18 protein-coding genes are annotated in these 25,367 nt (G+C 65.2%); 12 read left to right on the top strand and 6 right to left on the bottom strand.

Annotated elements, in window-relative coordinates; genetic code table 11:
* Positions 1-30 precede the first annotated feature (30 nt).
* The 6 genes from ACQS5P_RS09400 to ACQS5P_RS09375 all read right to left on the bottom strand — a co-directional run bounded on the left by ACQS5P_RS09400 (position 31) and on the right by ACQS5P_RS09375 (position 12,781).
* The gene (locus ACQS5P_RS09400) at positions 31-1,872 is read right to left on the bottom strand and encodes an RHS repeat-associated core domain-containing protein (protein ID WP_428940632.1); all 1,842 of its coding nucleotides are present in this window, start codon (positions 1,870-1,872) and stop codon (positions 31-33) included.
* A 12-nt stretch (positions 1,873-1,884) separates the two neighbouring features.
* On the bottom strand, positions 1,885-2,334 hold the full coding sequence (locus ACQS5P_RS09395) for a hypothetical protein (protein WP_428940631.1): 450 nt from the start codon (positions 2,332-2,334) through the stop codon (positions 1,885-1,887).
* A gap of 87 nt (positions 2,335-2,421) precedes the next feature.
* Positions 2,422-2,949 carry a hypothetical protein gene (locus ACQS5P_RS09390; RefSeq protein ID WP_428940630.1) on the bottom strand — a complete coding sequence of 176 codons (528 nt, stop codon included), beginning with the start codon at positions 2,947-2,949 and terminating at the stop codon, positions 2,422-2,424.
* Between the two features lie 10 nt (positions 2,950-2,959).
* Positions 2,960-4,468, bottom strand: coding sequence for an RHS repeat domain-containing protein (locus ACQS5P_RS09385; protein WP_428940629.1), 1,509 nt, complete (start codon positions 4,466-4,468; stop codon positions 2,960-2,962).
* Positions 4,469-4,972: 504 nt separating this feature from the next.
* Positions 4,973-10,996, bottom strand: coding sequence for an RHS repeat-associated core domain-containing protein (locus ACQS5P_RS09380; protein ID WP_428940628.1), 6,024 nt, complete (start codon positions 10,994-10,996; stop codon positions 4,973-4,975).
* 66 nt (positions 10,997-11,062) lie between these two features.
* A complete protein-coding gene (locus ACQS5P_RS09375; RefSeq protein WP_428940627.1) occupies positions 11,063-12,781 on the bottom strand; it encodes a hypothetical protein in 1,719 nt (572 codons plus the stop codon).
* Between the two features lie 595 nt (positions 12,782-13,376).
* Between ACQS5P_RS09375 and ACQS5P_RS09370 the strand changes: the two genes are divergently transcribed.
* From ACQS5P_RS09370 to ACQS5P_RS09315, 12 genes are all read left to right on the top strand, one after another.
* On the top strand, positions 13,377-15,575 hold the full coding sequence (locus ACQS5P_RS09370) for a secretin N-terminal domain-containing protein (protein WP_428940626.1): 2,199 nt from the start codon (positions 13,377-13,379) through the stop codon (positions 15,573-15,575).
* Positions 15,576-15,618: 43 nt separating this feature from the next.
* Positions 15,619-17,346 carry a type II secretion system ATPase GspE gene (gene gspE / locus ACQS5P_RS09365; RefSeq protein WP_428940625.1) on the top strand — a complete coding sequence of 576 codons (1,728 nt, stop codon included), beginning with the start codon at positions 15,619-15,621 and terminating at the stop codon, positions 17,344-17,346.
* 241 nt (positions 17,347-17,587) lie between these two features.
* Entirely contained in the window at positions 17,588-18,841 is a 1,254-nt protein-coding gene (locus ACQS5P_RS09360; RefSeq protein ID WP_428940624.1) for a type II secretion system F family protein, read from the top strand.
* An 85-nt stretch (positions 18,842-18,926) separates the two neighbouring features.
* The gene (gspG, locus tag ACQS5P_RS09355; protein WP_428940623.1) at positions 18,927-19,367 is read left to right on the top strand and encodes a type II secretion system major pseudopilin GspG; all 441 of its coding nucleotides are present in this window, start codon (positions 18,927-18,929) and stop codon (positions 19,365-19,367) included.
* The gene (locus ACQS5P_RS09350; protein WP_428940622.1) at positions 19,364-19,981 is read left to right on the top strand and encodes a pilus assembly FimT family protein; all 618 of its coding nucleotides are present in this window, start codon (positions 19,364-19,366) and stop codon (positions 19,979-19,981) included. Before gspG ends, ACQS5P_RS09350 begins: the two co-directional genes overlap by 4 nt.
* Positions 19,968-20,393 carry a type II secretion system protein gene (locus tag ACQS5P_RS09345; protein ID WP_428940621.1) on the top strand — a complete coding sequence of 142 codons (426 nt, stop codon included), beginning with the start codon at positions 19,968-19,970 and terminating at the stop codon, positions 20,391-20,393. Before ACQS5P_RS09350 ends, ACQS5P_RS09345 begins: the two co-directional genes overlap by 14 nt.
* Positions 20,394-20,395: 2 nt before the next feature.
* Complete coding sequence (locus tag ACQS5P_RS09340) at positions 20,396-21,028, top strand: prepilin-type N-terminal cleavage/methylation domain-containing protein (protein ID WP_428940620.1); 633 nt, start codon at positions 20,396-20,398, stop codon at positions 21,026-21,028.
* 70 nt (positions 21,029-21,098) lie between these two features.
* Positions 21,099-21,974 (top strand): hypothetical protein, encoded by an 876-nt coding sequence (locus ACQS5P_RS09335; protein ID WP_428940619.1) that lies wholly within the window; start codon positions 21,099-21,101, stop codon positions 21,972-21,974.
* Positions 21,975-22,179: 205 nt separating this feature from the next.
* On the top strand, positions 22,180-22,506 hold the full coding sequence (locus tag ACQS5P_RS09330) for a hypothetical protein (RefSeq protein ID WP_428940618.1): 327 nt from the start codon (positions 22,180-22,182) through the stop codon (positions 22,504-22,506).
* Entirely contained in the window at positions 22,503-24,077 is a 1,575-nt protein-coding gene (locus ACQS5P_RS09325) for a hypothetical protein (protein WP_428940617.1), read from the top strand. The genes ACQS5P_RS09330 and ACQS5P_RS09325 overlap by 4 nt, the downstream gene beginning before the upstream one ends.
* A complete protein-coding gene (locus ACQS5P_RS09320; protein WP_428940616.1) occupies positions 24,074-24,709 on the top strand; it encodes a hypothetical protein in 636 nt (211 codons plus the stop codon). Before ACQS5P_RS09325 ends, ACQS5P_RS09320 begins: the two co-directional genes overlap by 4 nt.
* Complete coding sequence (locus ACQS5P_RS09315; protein WP_428940615.1) at positions 24,706-25,329, top strand: tetratricopeptide repeat protein; 624 nt, start codon at positions 24,706-24,708, stop codon at positions 25,327-25,329. Before ACQS5P_RS09320 ends, ACQS5P_RS09315 begins: the two co-directional genes overlap by 4 nt.
* The last annotated feature ends 38 nt before the right edge of the window (positions 25,330-25,367 follow it).

Here is a 25,367-nt window from a genome sequence, read left to right as displayed (position 1 = left end):
GTGTCCATCGAACAGAATATCGTGTGCGCCTCATTTGCATGTCCCCCAGAAGCCCTCAATCGTGAGCTCTGCGCTGAAGTCTCCAGATACTCGACATGTCTCGCTCAATCTGACATTGAAAGTCACCCACACGGGATATGTACCGTTAAATGACCGCTTGTTACAGCATTTCTTCCCCTCGGGACAATCGGCGCGCCCCACAATGTTGTTCTTTATCGCGTTGTTGATGATGCCTCGAGCACCCCCGGCCAAGTTATATATACCCATTTCCACAAGGCAGATGCCATGCCACTTGACGTCGGCACGGATGTCCCTTGCGCCGGTAACGCGTACTTCATAGCAGAATCCCCCATAGGTTTCCTGCGTAGTCGTCGTCGTGATTGTCTCTCTAGTGATAACGTTTGGTGGATATGGCCCCTCCGGATCCCATTCCGGCGGCTCTACTGGTCGGGTAGGTGGCTGCGTCGTCGGCGGTTGCGTGGGCTCTCTGGGCGGTCGCGGTTGCCATGGCCAGCGAAAGCGCTTCGTTCCCGTTGGATCAACATTGAGGATCGGATTTGCACTCGCGGACGTGTACAAGTTCATTCCGTCAACGTATCCCACTGGATCCCTCTGCATGAACCTTCCCAGCCCGGGGTGCAGCATGCGGTGCCGGTTGTACACCAGCCCGCTGTCCTCATCGTGCATCAGCCCTTGGTGGCCGATGTTCCAGTCGAAGCTGCCGGTGGAGGCCCAGACGCTGCGGACCCCGTACGGCGTGTAGGTGTACCGCTCGGCCGCGTCACCGGCCGTGTCGATGATGCAGGTCACGCTGTAGTTGGCGTCTTGCAACGCGTACAGCCGCTCCTCCAATGTCCCGTCATCCGCCGTGTCCCTCTCCCGCAGGATCAGCTCATCCACGTACCCGATCCCCCACACGTACTGCCGCTCCAGGTCATTTGTGCGCTGGTCCACCCGCTCCTCGATGATCTGCCACTGCTGCGTGTAGAAGTACTGGCGGGTCTTGTCCAGGCTCCCGCTCACGTACGTCTTCTTCGTGATCCTCCTGCCCAGCCCGTCGTAGCTGTAGCTCCCGACGAGGTTGGCACCTTCCTTCACCTCGACCAGCCGGTTCCACGCATCGTACTTGCCCGTCAGCGCGGTGGCGGGAGACGAGAGCTTGGGGAAGGTGGTCATATTGCCCACCGCATCCTGCACCGGATCGGCCCACGCCGGTCCCACCGTCTCGCTGATCGAGCTGATCTCGTTGGCCTTGTTGTGACCGCGGGTCTGGTTCAGGTCCGTCGTGCCGCTGGTCCTGGTCACGTACCCGCTCGAGTTGCCCGTGGCGTCCAGCGTCCAGTCTTCCTCCTTTGCCGGAGTGCCGCTGATGGCGTCCCTGTTGGCGTTGAGGTCCCCGCGGTCCATGCTGGTGAGGCGGTTGAGGTTGTCGTAGGCGTAGTACTCATCCTTGCCCGAGGTGACGGTGTGATCCCGGTAAACGCGATTGGAGTTTCGGTCGTAGCCGTGGCCGAAGCGCTCGCGGTCGGCGCTGGCCCCGTAATCCCGCCAGAGCTGGTCCACCACCCGCCCGAAGCGGTCCAGGCCGGAGTAGGTGCCGCTGGTGCCGCCCCACAGGTCCAGGCGGACCTGCGGCTGGGGATGGTCCCGCCGCACGATCGAGCCGCCGCCCAGATACGTGTAGCTGGCGTAGGTCGTGGCGCTCTGCTTGATGCTGGCGATGCGGTTCAGCACGTCGTCGGTCGCTCCGGTGCTGCCGTAATCATAGCTGATCACCCGCCCGCTGGGATAGGTGATGCCCGTGGGGCGGATGTGGTTCGTGCTGCCCGAGCCGTCGCCAGCGGGGGACTGGGCGCCAGACCAATGCGCCACACCATTCAGTGGTTACAGCTTCTTTTCTGACTCGAACAGAGTCACTTGAAAGCTCGCCACCTTCTTCAGTTCTTCCGGTGGCAGATGCACGAAGCAGCTTCCGAGCTGCGTTTCCTCGCCTGGCTTGATCCCCTCGTCCCCGAACGACGTCTGATTGGCGCAGCCCAAGAGCCGCCCGTCCTTGTCGAAGAGCGCGATGTTAAAGACGAAGAACATCGGCTTGTTCCCGGTGTTTGACACGGTGGCACCGGCATTGACGATCATGGCACCAAAGAAGTCGGTGATGTACGGGCGCGCCGTCACCTTCACCGTCTTGCCCAATTCGATTCTCGGGGCGCCCTCGGGCGGACCAAACTCCGATTCCTTCAAAGTAATCGGTCCGGACTTGTTCTCGCCAAAAGCAACCACACAAATCCCCAGCAGCGCACCCAGTGCCCACGCGAATCTCAGCTGTGAACTCATGTCATCGCTCCTCTGCCAAATACGACAGTGCAACGTCAAGTCAGGTCCACAATAGATGAACAGCCACGCCTGACAACCCCCGGTTGCTCAGCTCCAGGGCGGGCGCCATTCATAATGAGACACGACATCGCCGCACAAAACAGGAAGAATATTGTTCCAGGATGCACGGCACGTTAACGGCGCAGGTTGCCACCACCACCTGAACGCGAATTCACCGATCATGGTGCCATCACCAGCGACGTAACGGATCAGGCGCTGCTTCAACTGCAAGACTTCGCGAACCTCAAACGCCGGCAAGTCAGTTCCGCCGACAGGTAGCCAGTACGCGCCAAGCACCAGCCCCTCAAGCACATACCTAGTCCTTTGCATCAGCATCACGTCGTTTCGCCATACGCATGGATCCACTACATTGTTGTCGCCATACCGAAGTGTCCACGATGATCCATCGAGCCAGTTCCAATACACATAAAAATACGGCTCGCCTTCGCCCTCGACGTAGAACGGAATAGTCGATTCACCTACTAGAAATCGATATCGCTGATCACGAGGCCGCAACAAACCTACCGGTTGTAGCCAAGTGCACATCACCTGATATGAGTACGCCTCACCTTCCATGGATTAATCTTCATTCGCCGCAACTCGAGAATTCATAAAGTGTTAACTCTTTGCACCGTTCCAGCCAGCCAGTTATTCCAACACAGCCGCGCGCCACGAGCTTGAAGCCCCAACAGTTACCCCCGCCACCATCCTCGCATGAACTACGCCTTAAGAAGCCTTCGCCCCTCAAACAGACCTTCGCCAGCGTCAAATCGTAACAACCTTCCACTCCACCGCTGGCTTGGAGTGATTCACAACCAGTTGGAGGCCTATCACCCGAACAGCCGCCCGTCACGGTCTTCATGCCCTTTTCTGCAGAGCCACCTCCAAACGCCTGCACGAGCAGTTTTCCCCAAGGGGTGGTGATCGGCAGAGCCTTCGTCTCAATCTTAAGGACACCCCGGGCGACCAGCGAAATGGCCAATTCATTCTGCAGTCCTTTGGGGGGAGGGCAGCACACCAAGCAGTCTTTGAACTCGATCGATCCCTCAAAGTTCAACGAAAACCTAAGGATCCATATATTAGTGTGGGGTCCCTTTGCCTGCCACCGTTCCTTTCTGGAGACGCAATGCCTGGTCCGAGTGCCGAGCGGATCGGTTGCGAAAGTCGGGCAACTTCGTGCGTATTCATAGAGGCTCATTCCGTCTAGATATTCGATCGGATCCCTCTGCACGAACCTCCCCAGCCCCGGATGCAGCATGCGGTGCCGGTTGTACACCAGCCCGCTCTCCTCATCGTGCATCAGCCCCTGGTGCCCGATGTCCCAGTCGTAGCTGCCGGTGGAAGCCCAGACGCTGCGGCTCCCGTACGGCGTGTAGCTGTACCGCTCCTGGGCATCACCGTTCGTGTCGATGATGCAGGTCAGGCTGTAGTTGGCGTCCTGAAGGGCGTAGTGCCGCTGGTCCAGCGTCCCGTCATCCGCCGTGTCCCTCTCCCGCAGGATCAGCTCATCCACGTACCCGATCCCCCACACGTACTGCCGCTCCAGGTCGTTGGTCCGCTGGTCCACCCGCTCCTCGATGATCTGCCACTGCTGGGTGTAGAAGTACTGGCGGGTCTTGTCCAGGCTCCCGCTGACGTACGTCTTCTTGGTGATCCTCCTGCCCAGCCCGTCGTAGCTGTAGGCGGCCACGAGGTTGGCGCCCTCCTTGACTTCAGTGAGCCGGTTCCACGCATCGTACTTGCCCGTCAGCGCGGTGGCGGGAGACGAGAGCTTGGGGAAGCTGGTCATATTGCCCACCGCATCCTGCACCGGATCAGTCCACGCCGGTCCCACCGTCTCGCTGATCGAGCTGATCTCGTTGGCCTTGTTGTGGCCGCGGGTCTGGTTCAGGTCCGTTGTCCCGCTGGTCCTGGTGACGTACCCGTTCCAGTTGCCCGTCGGGTCCAGCGTGAAGTCCTCCTCCTTCACCGGCGTGCCGCCGACGCCGCTGAACGTGCCGTTGAGGTCCCCGCAGTCCAGGTTCGTCAGGCGGTTGAGGTAGTCGTAGGTGTACAAGGCGCCTCGAACACAGATGTGGTTAACGGTTCCTGTCACCTTTAATTCTCCCCGATCTCTCCACTGTCGACGCAACAGGGGCACCCCTGATGCTGTTAGTGAGGCGAACATAAACTAAGATCTCCTCGTGATGGCTCAAATAGAGCAGTAGTGTTCCACTTACATCGAATATGTATACATCGTTTTCTGTTGAAGTCCCTAAAATCGGCAGCGAAGTCAACAGAGTGAGCAGATCGGAGGGACGGGTTAACCTGGCGCAGCGGTACCGCGCAAGTGTGCCTGTAGAATTGTTCGCGCGCTTGGTTGTGTTCCTGAGTGGCGGACGCTTTTCGCGCCCGACGACATACATGTCCAACTCGTGGGCAGACAGCAGTTGCAGGCAAGCTCCTCGCGACGCTGAGGACGAAGCCTTTTGCGTGATCAACATCCGCGCGTCTTGCGGTCGGATTCGCACCGAGCCATCCTCGAATTTGTCGACGACAAATCCCGCTCTGACCGCTGCGTGGAGAAGTTTTTCATAGGACAACGGCTTCATCGCAATTGTCATGGAAAAATAGGCACCGGCATTGGCATCGGCGCAGGTGCAGGACTGGGAAGCGGAACAAATGGACCCGGTGATGGCATTGGAATAAACGGTCCAATCGGCCCTGTAGGTGCAGGCGCTGACCAAGACGGCCAGGGCGAGACCGGGCCGTATGATTTGATAGGGATCGGCTGGAAGCCGCCAAAAGGACCAGGATCCATTACGGTAGGCTGCAGTAGGGAGATCGGGTCTGGATCGTTCAAGAGTATTTCCAACGCTTGTTCTATCGTGTTCCGTTCCTCGTCGATCGCATCGCCCATGTCTTCACCAGTAAGCGGATCTGCACGCTTGGTTTTCTTGCCGTGCTTGTCCGTCACATCCCAGTGATCCTTGTGCCTCTTTCCACAAGGATCCTTGTCTCCATCGTGCCATCGCCACTGATGGCCCTTCGGATCTGTAAATGTCCCATCGGGATTCTGAACCCACTTTCCGCCCTTCCCGAACCCTGGCGGCTTCCCGTTGCCAGGTGGCTTGCCCAACCCAAAAGGATCTAACCATAATGCGGGATTGCTCGTAACAAATTCATACAAATCGTTCCCGTCCGCATACCCGATCGGATCCCTCTGCGCAAACCTGCCCAGCCCCACATGCAGCATCCGCCACCGGTTGTACACCAGCCCGCTCTCGGTGTCGTGCATCAGCCCCTGGTGCCCGATGTTCCAGTCATAGGCGGACGACGAGAGGGAGCCGAAGCTCCCGTCCATGATGCTTCTGGCCCCGTAAGGCGTGTAGTTGTACCGCTCCTGCACGGTCCCTGAGCTGTTCACGATGGCCGTTAAGCTGTAATTGGCGTCCTGAAGCGCGTAGTGCCGCTGGTCCAGCGTCGTGTCGTCGCCGCTGTCCCTCTCCCGCAGGATCAGCTCATCCACGTACCCGATCCCCCACACGTACTGCCGCTCCAGGTCGTTGGTCCGCTGGTCCACCCGCTCCTCGATGATCTGCCACTGCTGGGTGTAGAAGTACTGGCGGGTCTTGTCCAGGCTCCCGCTGACGTACGTCTTCTTGGTGATCCTCCTGCCCAGCCCGTCGTAGCTGTAGCTCCCGACGAGGTTGGCACCTTCCTTCACCTCGACCAGCCGGTTCCACGCATCGTACTTGCCCGTCAGCGCGGTGGCGGGAGACGAGAGCTTGGGGAAGCTGGTCATATTGCCCACCGCATCCTGCACCGGATCAGTCCACGCCGGTCCCACCGTCTCGCTGATCGAGCTGATCTCGTTGGCCTTGTTGTGGCCGCGGGTCTGGTTCAGGTCCGTTGTCCCGCTGGTCCTGGTCACGTACCCGCTCCAGTTGCCCGTGGCGTCGAGCGTGTAGTCTTCCTCCTTTGCCGGCGTGCCGCTGATCCCGTCCTTGTTGGCGTTGAGGTCCCCCCGGTCCATGCTGGTCAGGCGGTTGAGGCTGTCGTAGGCGTAGTACTCATCCTTGCCCGAGGTGACGGTGTGATCCCGGTAAACGCGGTTGGAGTTTCGGTCGTAGCCGTGGCCGAAGCGCTCGCGGTCGGCGCTGGCCCCGTAATCCCGCCAGAGCTGATCCACCACCCGCCCGAAGCGGTCCAGGCCGGAGTAGGTGCCGCTGGTGCCGCCCCACAGGTCCAGGCGGACCTGCGGCTCGGGATGGTCCCGCCGCACGATCGAGCCGCCGCCCAGGTAGCTGTAGCTGGCGTAGGTCGTGGCGCCCTGCTTGATGCTGGCGATGCGGTTCAGCACGTCGTCGGTCGCTCCGGTGCTGCCGTAATCATAGCTGATCACCCGCCCGGAGGGGTAGGTGATGCCCGTGGGGCGGATGTGGTTCGTGCTGCCCGAGCCGTCGCCGTAGCCGTACTCCACCTGCAGGCTGGTGCCGCCCGAAGGATCGGTGTCGGCAACCCCGGCGTGCTCCTGGAACTCCTGCGTGAGCTGGTTGAAGTCGCTGTGGCGTCGGACCACCTGGTTGAGGATCGTGCCGCTGCCCACCGTGGCGTTGTCGTAGCTGCTGACGCTGCTCAGCAGCCAGCTTCCTTGGTCGTGGCGATAGTCCCACGCGTAGCTGATCCTCTTGACCGTCTGGTCCACACCGGTTCCGAAGCTGATCACCCGGTCGTGCGTCAACCGCCCCAGCTTGTCGTAATCGTAGCCGTGCACCGTCTGGAGCTGGTCCTTGCGCTCGGTCACCTGGCCCAGGCGATTGTACTTCATCTCCACGCGGTCGTAGGTCCCATCGGCTCCGTTGCCCAGGACCTCGGTGTCGTCGCTGTCGGGGTAGATGATCGCCCGCAGCAGGTCGCTTCGCGCCACTGCCGACTCACTCGTGGTCGTGCCGTAGACGTACTTGGTGGTCTGATCGCCGGTGCTGGTGTTCTTGGCGGTCAGGCTCTTGAGCAGCCCGTCGGCGCTGTAGGCGTACTCGGTCGTGCGGTCGCGATCGGCGTTGCCCGTGGACGGATCCCCGTCGTCGTACGCCTCGATCGTCTTGGTCGTCCTGCCGGCGTGATCGAAGGTCCTGCGCATCTCGATCGCCTTGGGATCGGTCAGCTTGAACGGGTCGCCGGCGTCGTCGTAATCGCTGGTCGTCAACAGCACCGTGTCCGATCGCGTGGGCACGGCGCTGGGCCGGGTGAAGCTCGAATCATCCGCACTGTTGTCCGCCGCGTTGCGGCCGTAGTCGGCGGCGGCGATCTGCCGGCCGATCCCGTCGTACCAGTACGCCATGTAGCGTACCCGGGCCTTGGGATTGCTTCCCGCGCCGCTGGTCAGTTCCCCCTCACCCGTCGCGTCATTGAGGCGCTGGCGGCTGGTCACCTGCGTCGCATTGCCGGCGTTGTCATAGGTGGTTTCCACCTGTTCGAGGACCGTGTCTCCCGTCACGTCGTCGGCGTCGCCGTAGACCGTCTCGTCCGTGTCGTAGCCCAGGTACTGCTTGGTGAGCCGGCCCGGCCCGTCGTAGACGTACTTGGTAAACGTCTTGCCCGCGCCCGCCTCGATCTGCTTGATCAGCAGGCCACCGGCGTCGTACCAGCGGTTGCTCGTGATCGTGCCGGTCGTTGATCCGCCACTGTTGATCCCGTCCGTGATGATCTGGTAGACCCTGCCGAGGTCGTCGAACTTGGTCTGCACGCGGCTCCAGACATCGTGGTTGGCGTCCGTGTCGTACTCCTCGACTTTGATGCTCCGGTCCAGGTTGTCGTAGTAGTGCTTGACGTACCGTGCGATCTCCCCGTCCTCGTCGGTCAGGCGGTTGCGCCAGTCGTACGCGTAGGTCGTGACCCGCGTGTCCGAGGCACCGGCGTACTCGGTGAACTTGGTCAGGTTCCCGTCCCCGCCCGCGTTGCCGTTGTCCCACTCGTTCTCGCTCACCCTCACCATGTTGTTGGGCGCGCCGCTGCCGTCGGGGTCGCTGGCCGTGGCGCCGGTGTCGTCGGTGCCGACCCAGGTGCTGGTGGCGCGGCCGCGGGCGTCGTAAACGGTTCTGGTGATCGTGCCGCCCGGGCTCTTGGTCCGGTTCAGCCGTCCCATCGACTCGTAGCCGAAGTCGGTCTGGTCGTAGTTGGTCCCGGCACTGCCGGAGCCGCTGGAGGGGATCGTGTGGTAAACGCGCGTATAGTCGTTGCGGCCGTCGTTGTCGAAGTGGGTGACGGTCCAGCGCTTCCAATCCGTCTGGGCGAACGTGTCGCTGGAGGCGAGCTTGCCGCTGCCCGAGGTGCGCTTGGAGACGATCGACTCGACGACGCGCCCGCTCTTGTCGAGCTTCTCGATCTGCACAGGGTTGACCAGCGTGTACGTGTAATTCGGCTCGCTGCCCGTGGCATACCCCCGCCCCGTCCAGCGCTGGTCTTCGGCCCAGGTGCCTGAGGCGGGCTTGGGCGTCTCTTTGTGCACCATCCACGTCGCCGTCCGCAGCGTGGTCGCCGTGCCGCTCACGTCCGCCTCGTGGCTCGGTCCCAGGACCTGCGTTAGCCGCCCCAGGTCGTCGTAGTCCAAGTCGCTGACCAGATGAAGACCATTGGCGTTGGTGAAGCCCGTCGGCTCGTCGCTGGTCAGGTCCGTGTCCACGTCACTGATGTGCTGCGTCGCGACAGCCTTGACCACGTCGTAGACGTTGCGCGTGATCGTCCCGCGCTCGTCCTTGTGCCAGGTCAGATTCCCGAACTCGTCGAAGTAATCGACCGTCGTGGCGCTGGTGCCCGAGCCGTTCTGGCCGCTGGGGATGGCCGGCAGCGTCGTGGTCCGCTGCTTCAGCTTGGCCGTCCCGCTGTAGAACTCGTCGCTGTAGCTCGTCTCGATCTTCGTCGTCTGGTCCGTGTCGCTGGGGTAGACGATCTCCTTGGCGACGGGGTAGATCGTCACTCCGTTGGCGGTGTGCGACGTGTACTTGAACTCCCTGAGCTTGATCTCGCTGCCGGTCTCTCCCTTCTTGATCTTCTCAAACTGCACATAGTCATCCGCCGCCCCGTTAGGGATGTCCGTGCTGGTGTAGTAATCGGTCACCCTGATCAGCCCGCTGTTGTCCGACAGGTAGGTGTAGTTGCCGTTCACGCTGTCCAGCAGGTCCGCCCTGGTCTCGTCGTATCCGGTCACCGCGCTGGTGGCAATCCAGATCTCCTTGCCTTCGGAGTCGTACTTGCGGAACTCGTACCACCTGCGCAGCGGATTGGTGCCCGTTTCCTCGAAGACCTTGAGCATCACCCGCCCGACGTAGTTCGTGTAGACGATCCACTTGTTCCCGTCCGGCAGGGTCTGGACGGTCTTGCGCTTCCAACTGTTGTACCCGTCGGCGTTACCGCTGTCGGTGTAGGTGAAGATGTCGCCGGTGGTGCCGCTGCCCCCGCCGCCGCAGCTGCCGCACCCGGCCGCGGCGACCTCCTTGGTCACGCGCTTGCTCGCGGCGTCGTACTCGAAGTAGTAGTCGGCGTAATCGGCGACGTACGAGTTGGCGACGATCAGCGGATTCAGCCCCGCGTTGAGCATCCGCCGGTATCCTTCGGGCCGCAGCACGTACTTCAGCCCGTGCGTGTAGCCGTTCGCTTCGCCGCTCTTGTAGTAGCGGTAGTAGCTGATCCCCAGGTCCCGCCAGCCGCCGCTGTCGTCGGGCTCCTGGATCGTGACGGTCTTGAGGTCGTTGAGGTTGCCGTAAATCTCGCTCAAGCCGTAATAGACGTAAGCGGCTCGGCGAAGATCGGTCCAACTGCCATCCCCGACCTTGCGCTTCAGCGTGGCGTACTGGAGAAAGCCGCTGTTCTGGCCCGACGTGTGCCAGGTGTAGCATATCTTCTCCAGCGTCGTGACCGAGCCGACGGTGTAGCTGCGCTGGATGTCGGTGATCCGCTCGTTCGTGTACGACAGCGCCTCGGTCTTGGTTCCGTAGGCATCGGTGTAGCTCTTGAAGGCTCCCTTCGGGTAGGTGGTCTGGTCCAAGTCATGGAAGATGAGCTGCCTGTAGCCGGTCGAGCTCTTCTGGGTGAACACGTATGTGTTCGGATTCGTCGGATCGTTGGCGTCCTTGTGCTCCAGTTGCACGCCGACCTGATTGTAGCGAGGGGAGAGGTCCGAGCTCTTGAAGGCCACCATGCCGGCGTCCAGGCGGTACACCACGTTGAGCCACGTGCCCTCGCCATCGGTGGTCTGCTTGATGTACGGGTTCTGGTCCAGGAACCAGCCGTAGCCGGTCGGCCCGTCGTACAGCCCGACCAGGGCTTGCCCGTTATCGTAGCGGCGCGTGTGGCCGAAGAACTCGCGGTTGGACAGGCCCAAGTCCTCTTCGACCAGCCGAATACTTCCGCGGAAATAGCGAACCGGATTCTGCGAATCCTGGGGAATACAGTCAATCTGGTTGCCACACTCGTCGTAGACGGGCCTGCAGGGCTTGGGATCGGGCTCGCTCCCCAGCACGATCGGGGCGTTGAACAAGATCATCGAGAGGATGAGACATGCGACCAGCGCCCGCCTGGCCAGCAGGTACTCACAGGCGAGGATCCGCGGCAGCATCCTGCGCGTGGTGTTCGAAGTTGACATGGTGACCGCTCCTTCTGTTCACACTGCCTGCCGATCTGTTCCGCCCACCGGCCCGCTTCGTTTAAGCTACGGCTGCTGTTTGGCCGCCAGCTCCTGCCGGGCTTGCTCGAGCAATTGCTGGATCGAGCCGATGTCCCCCGAGGGCCTGTTCTGGGCGCGGGCCTCATCCAGCCGCCGCTGCAGGAACTCCACTTGCCCCTTCAGCCGAGCCAGTTCGAGCTGGCTGAGCGCCGCTGCCTGCCGCTGCTGCTCCAGCGTCTCCTGTTCGGCCAATGTCTGTCGGAGTCGAGCGAACGCGTCCCTGGCCGCCTCTGACGCGAACTGCTGCTCCAGGCTGGCCAGCAGCGAGCGCGCCTGCTCGAACTCCGCCGCCCGCTGGTGCCCCAGAACCAGCAACTCGACGCAGCGCAGACGCAACGGCTCGGACGTCGCCGTCGCCATCGCCTGGCTGATCCACTGGCTGCCGGCCAGCGGCGTGTACAGCCGCACCTCCCGCATCGCCGCGTGCGCCCGCGCCAGCAACCAACTTGCCTTCGCGTCCCCCTCCGTCGGACCTTGCAGGTGTTGATTCAGGATCGCCAGCCACTCCTCGAACCGCTCTTGCTCCTTGTAATGCCATATGAGCAGAGCCGCCGGCACCTCGCGTGCGGCACCCGTAACCTCGTCCACCAGCTTCGAGCTCAGGTAATCCCGAAGCTGCGCATCGACGGCCATCGCGGCGCGGGCCGCGTACATGGGATCGTCGAAGTACCGGTAGATCTGGCGATCCATGCAAACGTCCACGACCTCCAGCCGCGCCCCCTTGGCGGCCTCCGAGCCGCTCCAGCGCAGGTACGGCAGCAGCCGCGCCAGTTCCTCGGCCGGCCACGATCGCCAGCCATCGGCCGTTTCGACGAATGCCGCCGCCACGTCGCTCAGGCGCGCCGTGTTCCACCCGCAGCGGCTCAGCGCCGACCAGAGGTGGGCGACCTGCTCATAGTCCAGACGGGCCAGATTCTCTGCGTCTTGCACGAACCGAACGTTCAGCGCGTCGGCGACCTGCGCCCGCTGGGCATCGGTGAACCCTTCGGCCGGCGGCGGGACCTCCAGACCGTCACTCTTGAGTCGGTTACGGTCGCTGTCTCCCGCCAGCATCTCGTTGACGTGGACCGGCAGGCCCTCCCGAGCCAGCCGCAGCGCCAGCGCATATCTCTCTTCACCGGTAAACTTCGCCATCAGCGCGCGCAGGAGCTTTTCCCAGTTCTCCCGGTCCACGTCGGCAACCGCAGCCTCGGGCCGCAGGTACTGCTGCCAAGCGTACGCCTTGAGTTGCGATCGGACCGCCGCGACGTGCGGATCATCGGGAAGCTTGTTGAATCGCTGGACCAGCTCGACGAAGTCCCCGAGCCAGATGTTCAGCACCTCGGCAATGTCGCTGGGCTGGGGCTCGGCCGCCACCCGCAGCAGCAGTTCCTGCCAGTGATCAGTGGTCATGCGCCTGCCCAGTGCCTTGGCCAGGGCGTTACGCTGGGCGCGGTCGGCGTCGGGGACTTGTGCGTCCCGCGCCAGGTACTTGGGCCAGACCAACTCGAATACCTGTTGGCGCAGCATCTCGTGCAGTCCGTCTTTCGATGGATCTTCCTGATTCATCTGGTGCACCAACGCCACGAGTTGTTCGAGCGTGTAGCTCTGCCACCCCTCGGGCAGGGCATTTCTGGTCGTCTGTGCGCCGCCGCGCACGCAGAGCAGGCACGTGACCAGCGGCACCAACGTGCAGATGCTCAGCTTGGGCACTTTCGCGTTCATGGCACGCTCCTGTTTTGTCCCGTCACATGCGCGCAACACCCCTGGGCCACCTAGTGCCTCGTGCGCGCCGACGGGGCACTCCGAGACTTCGCCCGGCAACGACGGAAACGTTGCGGTTGCATGATGTGCAACCGCGTTGAGATGTCAGCACACAATCAGGCTCAGAGGTCGGCAGCGGTACGACGCACGACGTGGGATCCGCTGCTGTACGGCCCTTGGCCCCCGGGCCCGCACAACCAGATCAGACTTTCGCATTACAGATTCGCCGGCGCGATCTGTCAAGAAAAATCCTCGAGTGTAGCTCGAAGATTTTATCCTTGCACCCGTTGAACTCATGGTACACTGCTCACCTCCGGCGTGCCCGCGATGAAGTTGCAGGCGCGAGATGCCGGACCGGATGCGGGGACAGTGGCCGCAGCACGAACGAACGTTGGCGAAAAGGGGATGGCCCATGCGAGATGCAGGGTTTGGTGAACCGCGCGTGCTTGTTGCGTTGGCGGCAGCAGTGATGTTTGCGCCGAACGCCAACGCCCAAACGTGGCCGACGACGGCTGCGACGACGATGCCTGCCACCTCGGCTGCGAGCGCCACGACGATGGCTGCCTCCGAGCCGCTGATCCTGCTCAACTTCCCGGAGAACCTGGAACTGAAGCTCTTCGTGGACTACGTCAGCGGACGGCTGGGGATCAACATCTACTACGACGAGCAGGCGATCAACCAGCGGGTCACGATCAAGTCTCCCGCCAAGGTGCCGCAGCGCTCGCTGCTGCCGCTGCTACAGAGCGTGCTGCAAATGAAGGGCTTGGTCCTGGCCGACTCCGAGCAGCCGGGCTGGAAACGGATCGTGCCGGCCACGGGAATGCTCAGTGCCGCGCACACCGCTGCCACGACGCAGCCGGCGTCCGACAATGCGATCGTCGGTGCTACCGCGCTGACGCAGGTCTTTGCGCTGCGCTACGTCGAGCCGGCCAAGCTGGAGGCGGTGATCAAGCCGTTCCTCACCACCCCCGGCGGCAACAGCATCGCCTACGCGGATCAGCAGTTGCTGATCGTCACCGACTACGCCTCTGCGGTGCAACGGGTGGCCGGCCTCGTGCAGTTGCTGGACCGGCCCCAGCGGCAAGTGAGCACGCGCTTCGTGCCCGTCAAGCACGTAGAGGCCCAGCAGCTGGCCGGGCAGGTATCGCAGATGCTGGCCGCGCAGCAGAAAGCGCAAGGCATGCCCACTGCCGGCGCCGCGGGCGCCGCGGCGGTGGAGATCCTCGCCGAGCCGCGGACGAATCAGCTGGCGCTGATCGGCGGTGAGCGGGAGGTTCAGCAAGCAGCAGAGCTGGCCGCGTCTTTGGACGTGGCGCTGGACCTGCGGACGGAGCTCTACAGCCTGCGGATCATCTCACCCGAGCGGATCGACCGGCTCGTGCGAGAGATGATCGGAGCCAGCCAGGCCAGGCGAGCCTACCAGTCGGCGATCGACCGCGAGGGCAACCTCCTGATCGTCACCGCCACCGACGAAGTGCACAAGCAGGTGGAGTCTCTGCGAGACAGCCTGGACAGCGGCGAGGTCCAGCAGCAGAGCCCGGTGCGCTTCTACAAGCTGGCCAACACGACGGCGGCGGAAGTGCTGCAGACGATCCAGGCCATCGAGGGACAGCAGGACCTGGCCGAATTGCGGGTGGAAGGACCAGGCCCCGCGACGCGCCAGGCGCCAACCGGTCCGCGCGAGCCCTCCGAGCGCATGCCGGCGGAGCCGCCGTCCATCACTCCACGCCCCTCGGTGCTGCCTCCGGGCGCGACCGAGCGGGGCCAGCCGCTGGCGCCGCCTGCGCCGCTGCGGACGCTCAGGACCGCGCAGGCGACGGTAACGGCGGACGCCAACACCAACACGATCATCGTCGTGGCCCCGCCAGCCATCCAGCAGGTTTACGAGGATCTCATCAAGCGATTGGACAAGCGTCGCCCGCAGGTGCTGATCGAGTGCACGATCGTGACGCTGGACACCAGCGGCGATTTCTCACTCGGAGTGGAAGTCTCCTACCGCGGCGGGGCCGACGACACCGACATCATCACCTTCAGTTCGTTCGGCCTGTCCAGCGTCGGCAAGACCAAGCCGCCGGACGGGGACCTGGGTGCGCTGACGCTCACGCCGGGCATCGGTTTCAACGGGGCGATCATCAACGCCGACATTGCCGACGTGGTGCTCCGCGCCTTGGCCCACAGCGGAAGGGCGGAAGTGGTCTCAGCGCCCCGCATCCTGGTCAACGACAACACCACCGGCACGCTGGCCAGCGTGGACGAGGCGCCGTTCACCTCGGTCAACGCTTCCGACACCGTCGCCACCACCAGCTTCGCCGGCTACGCCACGGCGGGCACGACGGTGACGGTCACGCCGCACATCAGCGAGGAGGGCGAGCACCTGCAGCTGGAGTACTCGATCACGCTCAACAGCTTCAGCGGCGGCGGCTCGGCGGGCATTCCGCCGCCGCGGCAAAGCAACACGATCACCAGCAAGGTGACCATTCCCGACGGCAGCACGATCGTGGTCGGAGGCCTCAACCGCCGCAACTACTCCAAGACCAAGGATGCGATCCCAATCCTGGGTCAGGTCCCCCTGCTGGACCTGTTGTTCTCAAGCCGCAGCAGCAACGACCGCAACTCGACGCTGTTCGTGTTCGTGCGCCCGGTGATCCTGCGGGACGATCAGTTCCGGGACCTCAAGTACCTGTCCGGAGCCGACGCCCGGGTCGCGGGAGTGCCCCAGGACCTGCCGGACAGCGAGCCGCTGATCATGCAGTGAGCAGGGCAAGCAGCACAAGCAGCACGGAGCCAAGAAGCAGATCGTGACCGCTTACCTGGACAAACTCGCCGGCCAGCTGGAGGAGCTGATCCGCCAAAAGGGCGCTGCGCCGACGCCTGGCGCCACGATCGGTGCACTGCTGGACCAGGCCAGGGCCAGCGGCGTGGACGTGGCGCAAGTGAACTCGGTGTTGGCCGAGGCGCTGGATGTGCCCTTCGTTCAGAGCCTGGCCCCCTACGCGACCAGCGCCGAGTTTATCGCCAAGGTCCCAATCGGCTTTGCCCGTCAGCACGCGGTGCTCGGCTTGTGCGACGAGGACGGCCAACTTCTCGTGGCAATCGGGGACTACGGCAGTTGGCAACAGGTGGACGTGCTCTCGCGCTTCCTGGGCCGAGAGGTTACTCCGCTGCTGTGCTGTCCCAAGCGGGTGCATGCGGCGATCAACGAGGCCTACCAGCAGCGCGGCGGCCAGGCGCAGGCGGTGATCGACACGCTCCAGCCGGCGGATCGGGAACAGGTGCTCAAGGAACTCGCCGAGCAGGCGGGAAGGGAAGATCTGCTGGACGTGTCCGGCAGGGCGCCGGTGATCAAGCTGGTGAACCTGATCCTCTTCGAGGCGGTCCAGGCCCTGGCCTCGGACGTACACGTGCAGCCCTACGAGCAGGAGCTGGTTGTCCGCCTGCGGGTGGACGGGGTATTGTACGACAGCTTCCGCCTGCCCAAGGAACTGCAGGAAGAGATCGTCAGCCGGCTGAAGGTGATGGGCCGGATGAACATCGCCGAAAAGCGTCTGGCCCAGGACGGGCGGGCGACCGTGCAGGTGGGGGACCGGATCATCGACCTGCGGATCGCAAGCCTGCCCACCAGCCACGGCGAGCGGGTGGTGATACGCCTCCTGGACAAGAGCGCTCGGCTGTATCGCCTGAGTGAGCTGGGCATGCCGCAGCCGACGCTGCAGCGCTTCGCCAAGCTCATCAACCTCGAGCATGGATTGCTCCTGGTCACCGGCCCTACCGGCAGCGGCAAGACGACCACGCTGTACGCGGCGTTGAAGGAGTTGGACGCGGCGGCGCACAATATCCTCACGCTGGAGGACCCCATCGAGTACCAGCTCGAGGGCATCAGCCAGACGCAGGTGAGCGAGAAGAAGGGAATGACGTTCGCCAGCGGGCTACGAAGCGTGCTCCGCCAGGACCCGGACGTGATCATGGTGGGCGAGATCCGGGACAAGGAGACGGCGACGATGGCGATCCAGTCGGCGCTGACGGGGCACTTAGTCTTCAGCACCCTGCACACCAACGACGCGGCCAGCGCGGTCACCCGGTTGCTCGACCTGGGCATCGAGCCGTACCTCGTGGCCAGTTGCCTGGTGGGCGTGCTGGCCCAGAGGCTGGTCAGAAGGGTCTGCGGACACTGCGCCACCGAAGCGCAACCCAGCGAAGAAGCGCTGGCGTGGCTGGGGGTCTCGGGTCGAGCGGCCACGCCCGCGATGCGGCAGGGACGAGGCTGCCCGAGTTGCCGGGGCAGCGGGTATCGGGGGCGCATCGGGATCTTTGAGCTGCTGGTGGTGGACGAGCCGGTCCGGCGGCACATCCAGGCCCGCTCGCCGGCCAGCGTCATCCGCGGTGCGGCGGTGGAGCATGGGTCGATGCGGACGCTGCGGGAGGACGGGGTGGAGAAGGTGCTGGCCGGGATCAGCACCGTGGACGAGGTCGAGCGAGTGACGATGCGAGAGCAGGAACTGGAAACGTTGGAGGCGGACGAGAGATAGCCTGAGCCACAGAGGCCGCGGAGGCCGCAGAGCAAGGAGTTTGACGTTGGCGATGTGTGGTTTGAGGTTTGAGCCTTGGACTGTGAGGTTGACTGAAGCTGGGACGCAGCGAGCGCGAAGTGGGTCCGAAGCTGATCGTCAAACTCCGATTGACAGACGTCCGACCTTGTTCATCCGTCGTGTCCGCAGTGTGCTCTGTGGCAGATCGATCGTTCTGTGAACCGAGAGGCACGAGAGGACCATGCCCGTGTTCGCGTACGAAGCGCTGGACCGGCGCAGCCGCGCCACCATCAGCGGCACGATCGCGGCCGACACGCCCAGAGCGGCGCGGGACGCGCTGCGTGCGCGGGGGCTGAGCATCCAGCGCGTTGAGCAGACCTGCCAGCCCGCAGACGGCGGGACATCCTGGCTGCGGCTTGCGCGGCTGCGCCGCTGCTGCTGCCGCCGCCGTGGTGGCGGCAAGCGCGACCAGCACAAGCTGGTCTCGTTCATCCGCGAGCTGGCGACCCTGCTGGCGGTGGGCGTGCCGCTGCTCGAGGCGCTGGACAGCAGCGCCCGCCGACATCGCGGCGGCTCGTTCCGTACCACCTTGCTGCTGTTGCGCGACCGCGTGGCGGCGGGCAGCAGCCTAGCCTCGGCGATGCGCCAGCAGCCGGAGGTCTTCGATGAGCTGTGCGTGCAGATCAGCCAGGTGGGCGAGGAGTCGGGGTCGCTGGACACGGCCCTGGAACGGCTGGCCCGCTTCAAGGAGCGCAGCCGGCAACTCAAGGGACGAGCGGCCAACGCGCTGATCTACCCGGCGATCGTGCTGGGCATGGCGCTGATCGTGAGCCTGTTCCTCATGAGCTTCGTGGTCCCCAACATCCTCCAGCCCCTGGTGGAGATGGGAAGGCCCCTTCCGCTGCCCACGCGGATCGTGAAAGGCGCCAGCGACCTGCTGCTGGCCTGGTGGTGGTTGATCGGCGCTTGTCTGGTACTGCTCGTCGTGTCGTCGGTGATGCTACTGCGGACCAGCAAGGGCAGATGGCTGTGGCACCGGCTGCTGCTGCGTCTGCCGCTGCTGGGGGAACTGGTGCAGAAGGCGGCGGTGGTGCGGATCGCGGTGGTCACCAGCACACTGCTGCGCAGCGGCATCGTGTTCGTGCAGGCCTTGGACGTGGCTCGGCGCACCACGAGCAACGTCGTGCTGGCCGAGGCGCTTTTGCGCTGCCAGCGGGCGATCAGCGCCGGCGGCCAGATCGCCCGGGCGCTGGAGAGCACCCAAGCGTTTCCACCCCTGGTCGTGCAGATCTTCTCGGTTGGCCAGCAGTCCGGGCGGCTGGAGGAGATGCTGGACAAACTGGCGAGCGATTGGGACGAGGAGGTGGCGATTGGCTGCCAGCGCCTGGCGGGGGTGCTGGAACCCTTCCTGATCGTGATCCTGGCGTTGTTGGTGTTGTTGATCGCGATGGCAACGATGCTTCCCATACTGGAGGCGGGCGATGTGCTGCAATGAGCGACAAGGGCCGAGAGCGAAGGTCAGGGGGCAGAAGATGGCCAGCCGAAGGACACATCTCGTCTTCAACCTTCATCCTCCACCCTTGCGCCGTCGACACCGGGAGCAGCTTGGCTTTTCGTTCATCGAGGTGCTCATCGTCGTCGTGATCATCGGGATCCTGGCCAGCGCGGTGACGCTGAGCACGCGGCATTACCTGGAGCGCGCCAAGGTCAACCGGGCCCGTGCCGATCTGGCCACGTTTCGCAGCGCACTGGAGAGCTACTACGGCGAGTTCGGCTCGTATCCGTCCACCGACCAGGGGCTAAGCGTCCTGGCACCGCGGTTCGTGGAGAAGCTGCGGCACGACCCGTGGAATCGTCCGTACCAGTACGTGCAGCCGGGGCGCGAACAAGAACCCTACGAGGTGATCTGCTACGGCGCCGACGGGCGCCCCGGTGGCGAGGGCGCCGACGCGGACCTGAGCACGGCGGATGAGGGCAGGCCGGCCGGTGCCAGTCCCATGACAGGCGGCGGCGGACCATGAACGGCGACGGCAGACCGGCACGTGGAGCATTCACGCTCCTGGAGCTGCTGGCGGTGATCCTGATCGGCGGACTGCTCGCCGCGGCGGTGGTGCTGAGGCTGGGTCCGCAGCTGGCGCAGGCCAGGCTCGCCGGGGTGCTGCAGCAACTGGAAGACGCCGACCGGCTGGCCCGCGCCAGCGCCGCCGAGTCGGGCGAGCCGTGCGAGATGGTGTTCGACCTGACCGAGGGGCGGGTCTGGCGCCGCGAGCAGGGGCGAGTCGGCAAGCTCGCGTCCCTGCGTCTGCCCCGGGGCTTTGCGATCGCGCAAATGCGCACGGCCCGGTCGAGCCACCACGGAGGCGAGGTGGCGGTGCAGATCCGCCCCGACGGGCGAAGCGACAGTTATGCCTTGTGCGTCGGGCGAGCCGGCGAGGAGGGCCGGCGCGAGCGGCAGTCGTCGTGGCTCGTGTTTGCGGGGCTGAGCGGACAAGTCAAGAGGCTAAGCGATGAGCGAGACGTGCGGGACATCTTCGGGCTGCTGGAGAAGCCGCCGACCGCGGCAGCAGCCGGAGTACCGATCAGCCGAGCACCGGGCGACCGCGACGACGACGCCACTGGCGATGACGCTCGTTGAGCTGCTCGTGGGGCTGGCGGTGCTGGGGACGATCCTCGGCACGGTGCTGGTGGCGCGCAGCCGGCACCAGCGCCAGTTGAACCAGGCGCAGCGGCGGCTGGAGGCGGTCGCCGCGGCGGAGCGGCTGCTCGAGCGGTGGTGGAACGACCCGGAGCAGATGCCGCGCGACCAGAGCGGCAGCATCGACGGCTTCACCTGGCGGCTGGCCGAGCGTCCGCTGCTGGAACGCGTCGGCGATGACGAGTTCGACCCGCTGGCGCGAATGAAGATCGTGACGCTGCGAATCACGGATCCGCAGATTCTCGGGGCAGAGGCGACGCTGGCCAGCGTGGAGCTGGTCCTGCCTCCTCGGCCTCCGGCAAACGAGCGGCAGGCCGACGATGAGCGAACCGTCAGACTGCAGGAGAGGTGACGATGCCTGGCCGTGCTACTTTCCGCACACACGCAACTTCAACGCGCCAGGGCTTTACGTTGCTGGAGCTGATCGCGGCCAGCGCGGTGACGGTGGTGCTGATGGCCGCGGCGCTGGCGGTGATCGGGCTGCTCAGTCGCGACCGGATTCGCGCCCGCGGTGGTGCGGATACGGCCGGGAAAGGCCTGCCGCGCTCGGTGCCGCAGGTGCTGATGTGGGACCTGCTCAACGCGCGGCGGGCGTATGGCTCAGCAGACGGTCACAGTCTGGTGCTGATCGGCTACGGCATGGCGACGCCAGCGAGCGCCGCTGCACCCGGTCGAGCGGTCGAGGTAAGGTACGAGCTGCGAGACGAGAGGGACAGCGATGGCCACAAACGTAACGGCCCTCTGGTGCGCCGGCAGCGCTACCTCGATGCCGCGGAAGGCGACGGGAACGCCTGGTCCGCGGAGCTGGTGGCCTTTGACGTGGCCAGGCTCTGGATCGGTGGGGAACCGGACGCAGCGGTCAAGGCCCAGGCGCCAGCGGCCACACCGCCGGGTCCGCAGGAGCGTGGCCGGCTGGGGCGCAGCGTGCTGGTGAAGATCGAGTGGCAAGACGGATCAACGACTGAGCAACGGCTGCGCAGGAACTGAAGAAGCTGATGTGACAGGGTGAGGCATGTCGTATTGCAGGCGGGTCCAAGCTCGCGGCTACGTGCTGGTGATGACGCTGGTGCTGCTGGCGCTGGCGACGCTGGCGCTGTCCGGCACGGTGTGCCAGAGCTTGCGCCGCGCAGCGGAGGCGCGCGCCGCCCAGCGACAGCTTCAGCGCAGCTGGGGTACGCTCTCGTGTCAGCGGACGCTTCTGCCGCTGACCGAGCAAATCCTGGCGGCCGCAGAGTCGGGCGCACGCTGGACTGGCCAGGCACCGGTGAGCGTTCGCCGCAGCGTCCAGCTGGGCGAGCTGCGTTTCGAGCTGATCTTCGCCGACGAGCAGGCCAAGGCGAACGCCGGGGCGCTCGTGCAGCGCCGGGGCAAAGACGAATCGCAGCGCCTGCTGCACGCCCTGTTGGCCGGCTCGCCCATGGCAGCGCGCCTGCAACTGCGTCCGCTGCAACCCCTGCGCGACCCGGCCCCGTCGCCTCTCTTGGCGCTGATCGGAAGCTTCGGGCAGGTCGTAGACGCTGCGGATCCAGCCCTGCTGCTGGAGGACAATCCGCCGACGCCATCGGTAGCCGATCAGTTGAGCTGCTGGGGCGACGGGCGGCTCAACTGGCGCAGGGCCAGCCCCGAGGTGATGCGGATCCTGCTGTGCCCCCCGCTGGACCTGGGTCAGGTCCAGCAACTGATCCGCCTGCGAACGACGGAACTCGATCCGGACCAAGCAGAGCGGACGCGGGCGCGGGTCACGCTGGTGTCGGCGCTGGACCAACTGCAGTTGAGCCAATCCCAGCGAGCCTTCGCGCAGGCGTGGCTGCGCGAGGGCTCGGGGTGTCACAGCCTCTGGATCATCGCCCGCTCGCCCCGGCGCAGCTGGTATCGCCTTGCCGTGGCGCCTGCTGCCGGCGGGCACCGACAGGCGGAGGTCTTCGAATGGTGACCAGGGAGACAACGCTGGCGCGGAGGCATCCGTGAATGTGCGGCGGACCAAGCTCACGTTATGGTCGGCCGGCGCCGCGGTGCTGATCACCGGCGCAGCGGTGTCGGCGCGCCTCGTGATGGCACCACTGCAGGTCCGAAACACCGCGGGCCGCTCGCCTGCAGTTCCGACCACGGCTCATGCGGGTGCAGTTGACCAAGATCCCGTGCCCGAGCTGGCGTGGTTCGAGCAGGCGGTGAGCCTGGACCTGCGCCGCCCGCTGTACGATCCGCCGCCTGCTGCCCCGCCGCCGCCTGCTGCTCCGCCGCCGGAGCCGTTGACGGTGAAGCTCGCCGGCACGATCGTGGAGCCGGGCTACTCGCGGGCCCTGCTGACCACTGCGGCGGGCAAGACCGAGCTCAAGGCCGTGGGCGAGACCCTGGGAAACGTGAAGGTCCTGGCGATCGAGCCGCAGGCGGTGACCGTGCTGCACAACGGACAGCAGATCGTGCTGAGCCTGCCCGCTGCGGGCAACGCACCGAGTTCCCCATGACGCGAAACGCCTACGTCATCTTTCCACCGCAAGAGCCCGCCACGGCCTGGCGCGTCGCCAGGGTCACTGCATTCGCGGCGGACACAAGGGCGCAGGTGACCGAGCGCCAGGTCGAACAGCAGGAGGAATCGAAGCCGTTGCCGCAGCAGGTCGCGGCCGCGGTACGTGCGGCGCTGGAGAGCCTGGGCTACGCGGGCGGCTCGGCGGCGCTGCTGTTGCCCTCGAACTGGTGCCTGGCCGCCTCGATCGCCGCGGAGGAAGCCGGCTGGCCACATCGTCGTCATCGCCGCAGGGCACAGCAGCAACAGGCGATGCTGTATCGCCTGGAGGAACAGCTTCCGCTGTCGGCCGAGCAGATCGTCGCCGACTTCGTTCTTTCTCCGTCGGCCTCGACGAAGGGCGACGTGCTCGCCGTGGCGGTGGAGCTGTCGCGTTTGGCGCCGCTGGTGGCGGCGCTGGAGGACGCCGGTGTAGCGATCGAGCTGATCAGCCCTTCGGCGGTGCTGGCGGCCGACCAATGGCTGCGGCAACAGCGGCAACAGCCCTGCAAGCCCGACTTGTTGGCCTGGTGCCACAATGACCACGTCGATTGGTTTACCGTCGCCCCGACGGGCACGCTGCGGTCGTGGAAACTCGTGCCGGCGCGGGCACCGCAGCTGCGCCGCGCGCTTCGGGCATGCACGTTGGAGGAGCACCGCGCACCCAGCCTCGTGATGCTGGGATTTGACGAGGCTGAGAAGCTTGACGCTGCCCTCGGCGACCACGTGCTGGGCAACAGCAGTGGAGCGCAGCAGGATTCGTCTTTACCGCCGCGCTTGGAGGATCAGCCAACGCAGGCCGATTCGGCGGCTCAGGGTGCTGCCGCAGCGCTGGCCGGAGCGCTTCGTCCCAGCGTGAACTTGCGGACCGGCCCGCTCGCCTCAGCAGATCCGCTCAGGCAAGTTCGCCGGCCGCTGCTGGGGCTGGCGCTGTGCCTTCTGGCGAGCCTGACGGGGCTGTTGACGGGACAACTGACACGCGCCCATCGCTACGAACGTGTGGCGACCCAGGCCGAGGCGCAGCAGCAGCAGTTGTTCGCCCGCGCCATGCCCGGCAAGCGGTTGCCGATCGATCCGGCGCTGGTGCTGGCAGCCGAGCTCCGCAGGCTCAAGGCTCTTGCCGGCGACGACGAGGGCGTCGACAGCGGCAGTGCTGGCGACGAGGGCAGTCCCGCCGAGCTCTGGTCCGCATCGTCGCAACGCTCGGTCCTGCTGCTGCTGTTGCTGCGACAGGCGTTGGCACTGTTGCCTGCGCCGGAGGTGCTGCGCTACCGGGTGCTGGAGCTGCGCTTGGACGCACGGCGATTGCAGATCGAGGGCCAAGCGCGCAGCCACGGCGATGCCGAGGCGATCGCCACGGCGCTGCGCAATGGAGGCATCTTCGACCCCGAGCCGCCGCGCAGCGAACAGTTGCCGAGCAAGCCGGGCGACGCTGTGCCGCCCGGCGTCTCGTTCAGCCTCGTGGCGGCGGTGAACGTCGCAGGGCAAGACCAGCGCAAGCCGGACGCTGTTGAACGAAGGGAAGCCAAGTGAGTCAGAACGCGAGCCAGTACGACGCTCAACAAGCGCCGGAAACGCCGTCGCGCGGAGGTAGACCGCGCACGCTCACGTGTGCCGTGCTCTTGGTCGTGCTCCTGCTCGCGGCGAACCTGTGGGCCTGGCGCCGGCTCGACGCCTCGCGGCAGCGGGCGATGCGAGCCTGGGATGATCTGGGGCGCTGCGGGCAGTTGGCCGAGCAGGTGATCGCGCTACGGAACCGCCCCGGCACCGTCGCCGCCCGGGAACTGGCCGCCGCGGAGCTGGCGAGCCGCGTCGAGCATGCTGCGGCCGCGGCGCAGGTACCGACCAGCTCGATCCTGCGGATCAGCCCCGAGCCGCCGCAGCGACTGGGCGACAGCGGCTATCTGGAGAAGCCCACGCAGCTGCATCTGCGACAGTTGACGTTACGGCAACTGGTCGGGCTGCTGCGCGAGCTGGTGGTGAGTTCCAGCAGCAGCGGAGGAGGGGCTACCGGACTGCAGCCGCGGAGCCTGCGGCTGGTCGCGCCGCGCGAGCAGGAGACCGGCCAGCAGTGGAACGTGGAGGCGACGCTGTCCTACCTGATCTATTCACCGCCGCCACACCAGCAGCACCGCGCCGGAGGCAGAGCGGGAGGAGAACCATGAACGCAAGACGAACCGGAAGTTGGGCAACCGCATTGTCGTTGCTGGCATTGCTGGCCGGACTTTCCTGCATCGGCTGCCGCTCGGGCAAATCCGACGCCGGCAACTCGTATCGCACCGTCGCCCGCGACCCGACGCGGGACACGGATCGAGCCCGGCAGCTCAACGCCAAAGGCGTGGAGCTGCTGAACAAAGGCGAGTGGGAAAAGGCCCAGCAGCAGCTCCGCGCGGCGTTGGAGGCAGACGTGACTTTCGGCCCGGCCCATAACAACCTGGGCAAGGCGTACTTCCACCAGGGCGAGCTGTATCTGGCGGCTTGGGAGTTCCAGTACGCGGCCAAGCTCATGCCCGAGCAACCCGAGCCCAAGAATAACCTGGGGCTGGTTCTGGAGCGGGCCGGGAAGCTGGACGAGGCCGTGCAGAGCTATGACGAGGCGCTGGCCCTGGGCCGGGACGGCGCACAGGTCGTGGCCAACGCCGCCCGCTGCCGGGTCAGGCGTGGCGACAAGGACCAGCGCACTCTCGAGTTGCTGCAGCAGGTGCTGGAGAACGACCCGCGGCCGAGTTGGCGGCGGTGGGCCGGCAGGCAACTGGCGCTGCGCGGGCGGCCGGTGCCGGGGTAGCGGCCAGGAGAGCGGGGTGATGGGTGACAGGGGGAGAA

Source organism: Fontivita pretiosa, from assembly GCF_050410795.1.
Taxonomy (GTDB): Bacteria; Planctomycetota; Phycisphaerae; order Tepidisphaerales; family Tepidisphaeraceae; genus Fontivita; species Fontivita pretiosa.
The sequence above is the reverse complement of the archived record's forward strand: the minus strand, read 5'-3'. Positions and strand labels throughout refer to the sequence as shown.

What these genes read in the sequence shown, in the direction of transcription:
- ACQS5P_RS09395 (WP_428940631.1), bottom strand. Translation starts at nt 2,334, where the DNA reads ATGAGTTCACAGCTGAGATTCGCGTGGGCACTGGGTGCGCTGCTGGGG.
- ACQS5P_RS09390 (WP_428940630.1), bottom strand. Translation starts at nt 2,949, where the DNA reads ATGGAAGGTGAGGCGTACTCATATCAGGTGATGTGCACTTGGCTACAA.
- ACQS5P_RS09380 (WP_428940628.1), bottom strand. Translation starts at nt 10,996, where the DNA reads ATGTCAACTTCGAACACCACGCGCAGGATGCTGCCGCGGATCCTCGCC.
- ACQS5P_RS09375 (WP_428940627.1), bottom strand. Translation starts at nt 12,781, where the DNA reads ATGAACGCGAAAGTGCCCAAGCTGAGCATCTGCACGTTGGTGCCGCTG.
- ACQS5P_RS09370 (WP_428940626.1), top strand. Translation starts at nt 13,377, where the DNA reads ATGGCTGCCTCCGAGCCGCTGATCCTGCTCAACTTCCCGGAGAACCTG.
- ACQS5P_RS09360 (WP_428940624.1), top strand. Translation starts at nt 17,588, where the DNA reads ATGCCCGTGTTCGCGTACGAAGCGCTGGACCGGCGCAGCCGCGCCACC.
- ACQS5P_RS09350 (WP_428940622.1), top strand. Translation starts at nt 19,364, where the DNA reads ATGAACGGCGACGGCAGACCGGCACGTGGAGCATTCACGCTCCTGGAG.
- ACQS5P_RS09345 (WP_428940621.1), top strand. Translation starts at nt 19,968, where the DNA reads ATGACGCTCGTTGAGCTGCTCGTGGGGCTGGCGGTGCTGGGGACGATC.
- ACQS5P_RS09340 (WP_428940620.1), top strand. Translation starts at nt 20,396, where the DNA reads ATGCCTGGCCGTGCTACTTTCCGCACACACGCAACTTCAACGCGCCAG.
- ACQS5P_RS09335 (WP_428940619.1), top strand. Translation starts at nt 21,099, where the DNA reads ATGACGCTGGTGCTGCTGGCGCTGGCGACGCTGGCGCTGTCCGGCACG.
- ACQS5P_RS09325 (WP_428940617.1), top strand. Translation starts at nt 22,503, where the DNA reads ATGACGCGAAACGCCTACGTCATCTTTCCACCGCAAGAGCCCGCCACG.
- ACQS5P_RS09315 (WP_428940615.1), top strand. Translation starts at nt 24,706, where the DNA reads ATGAACGCAAGACGAACCGGAAGTTGGGCAACCGCATTGTCGTTGCTG.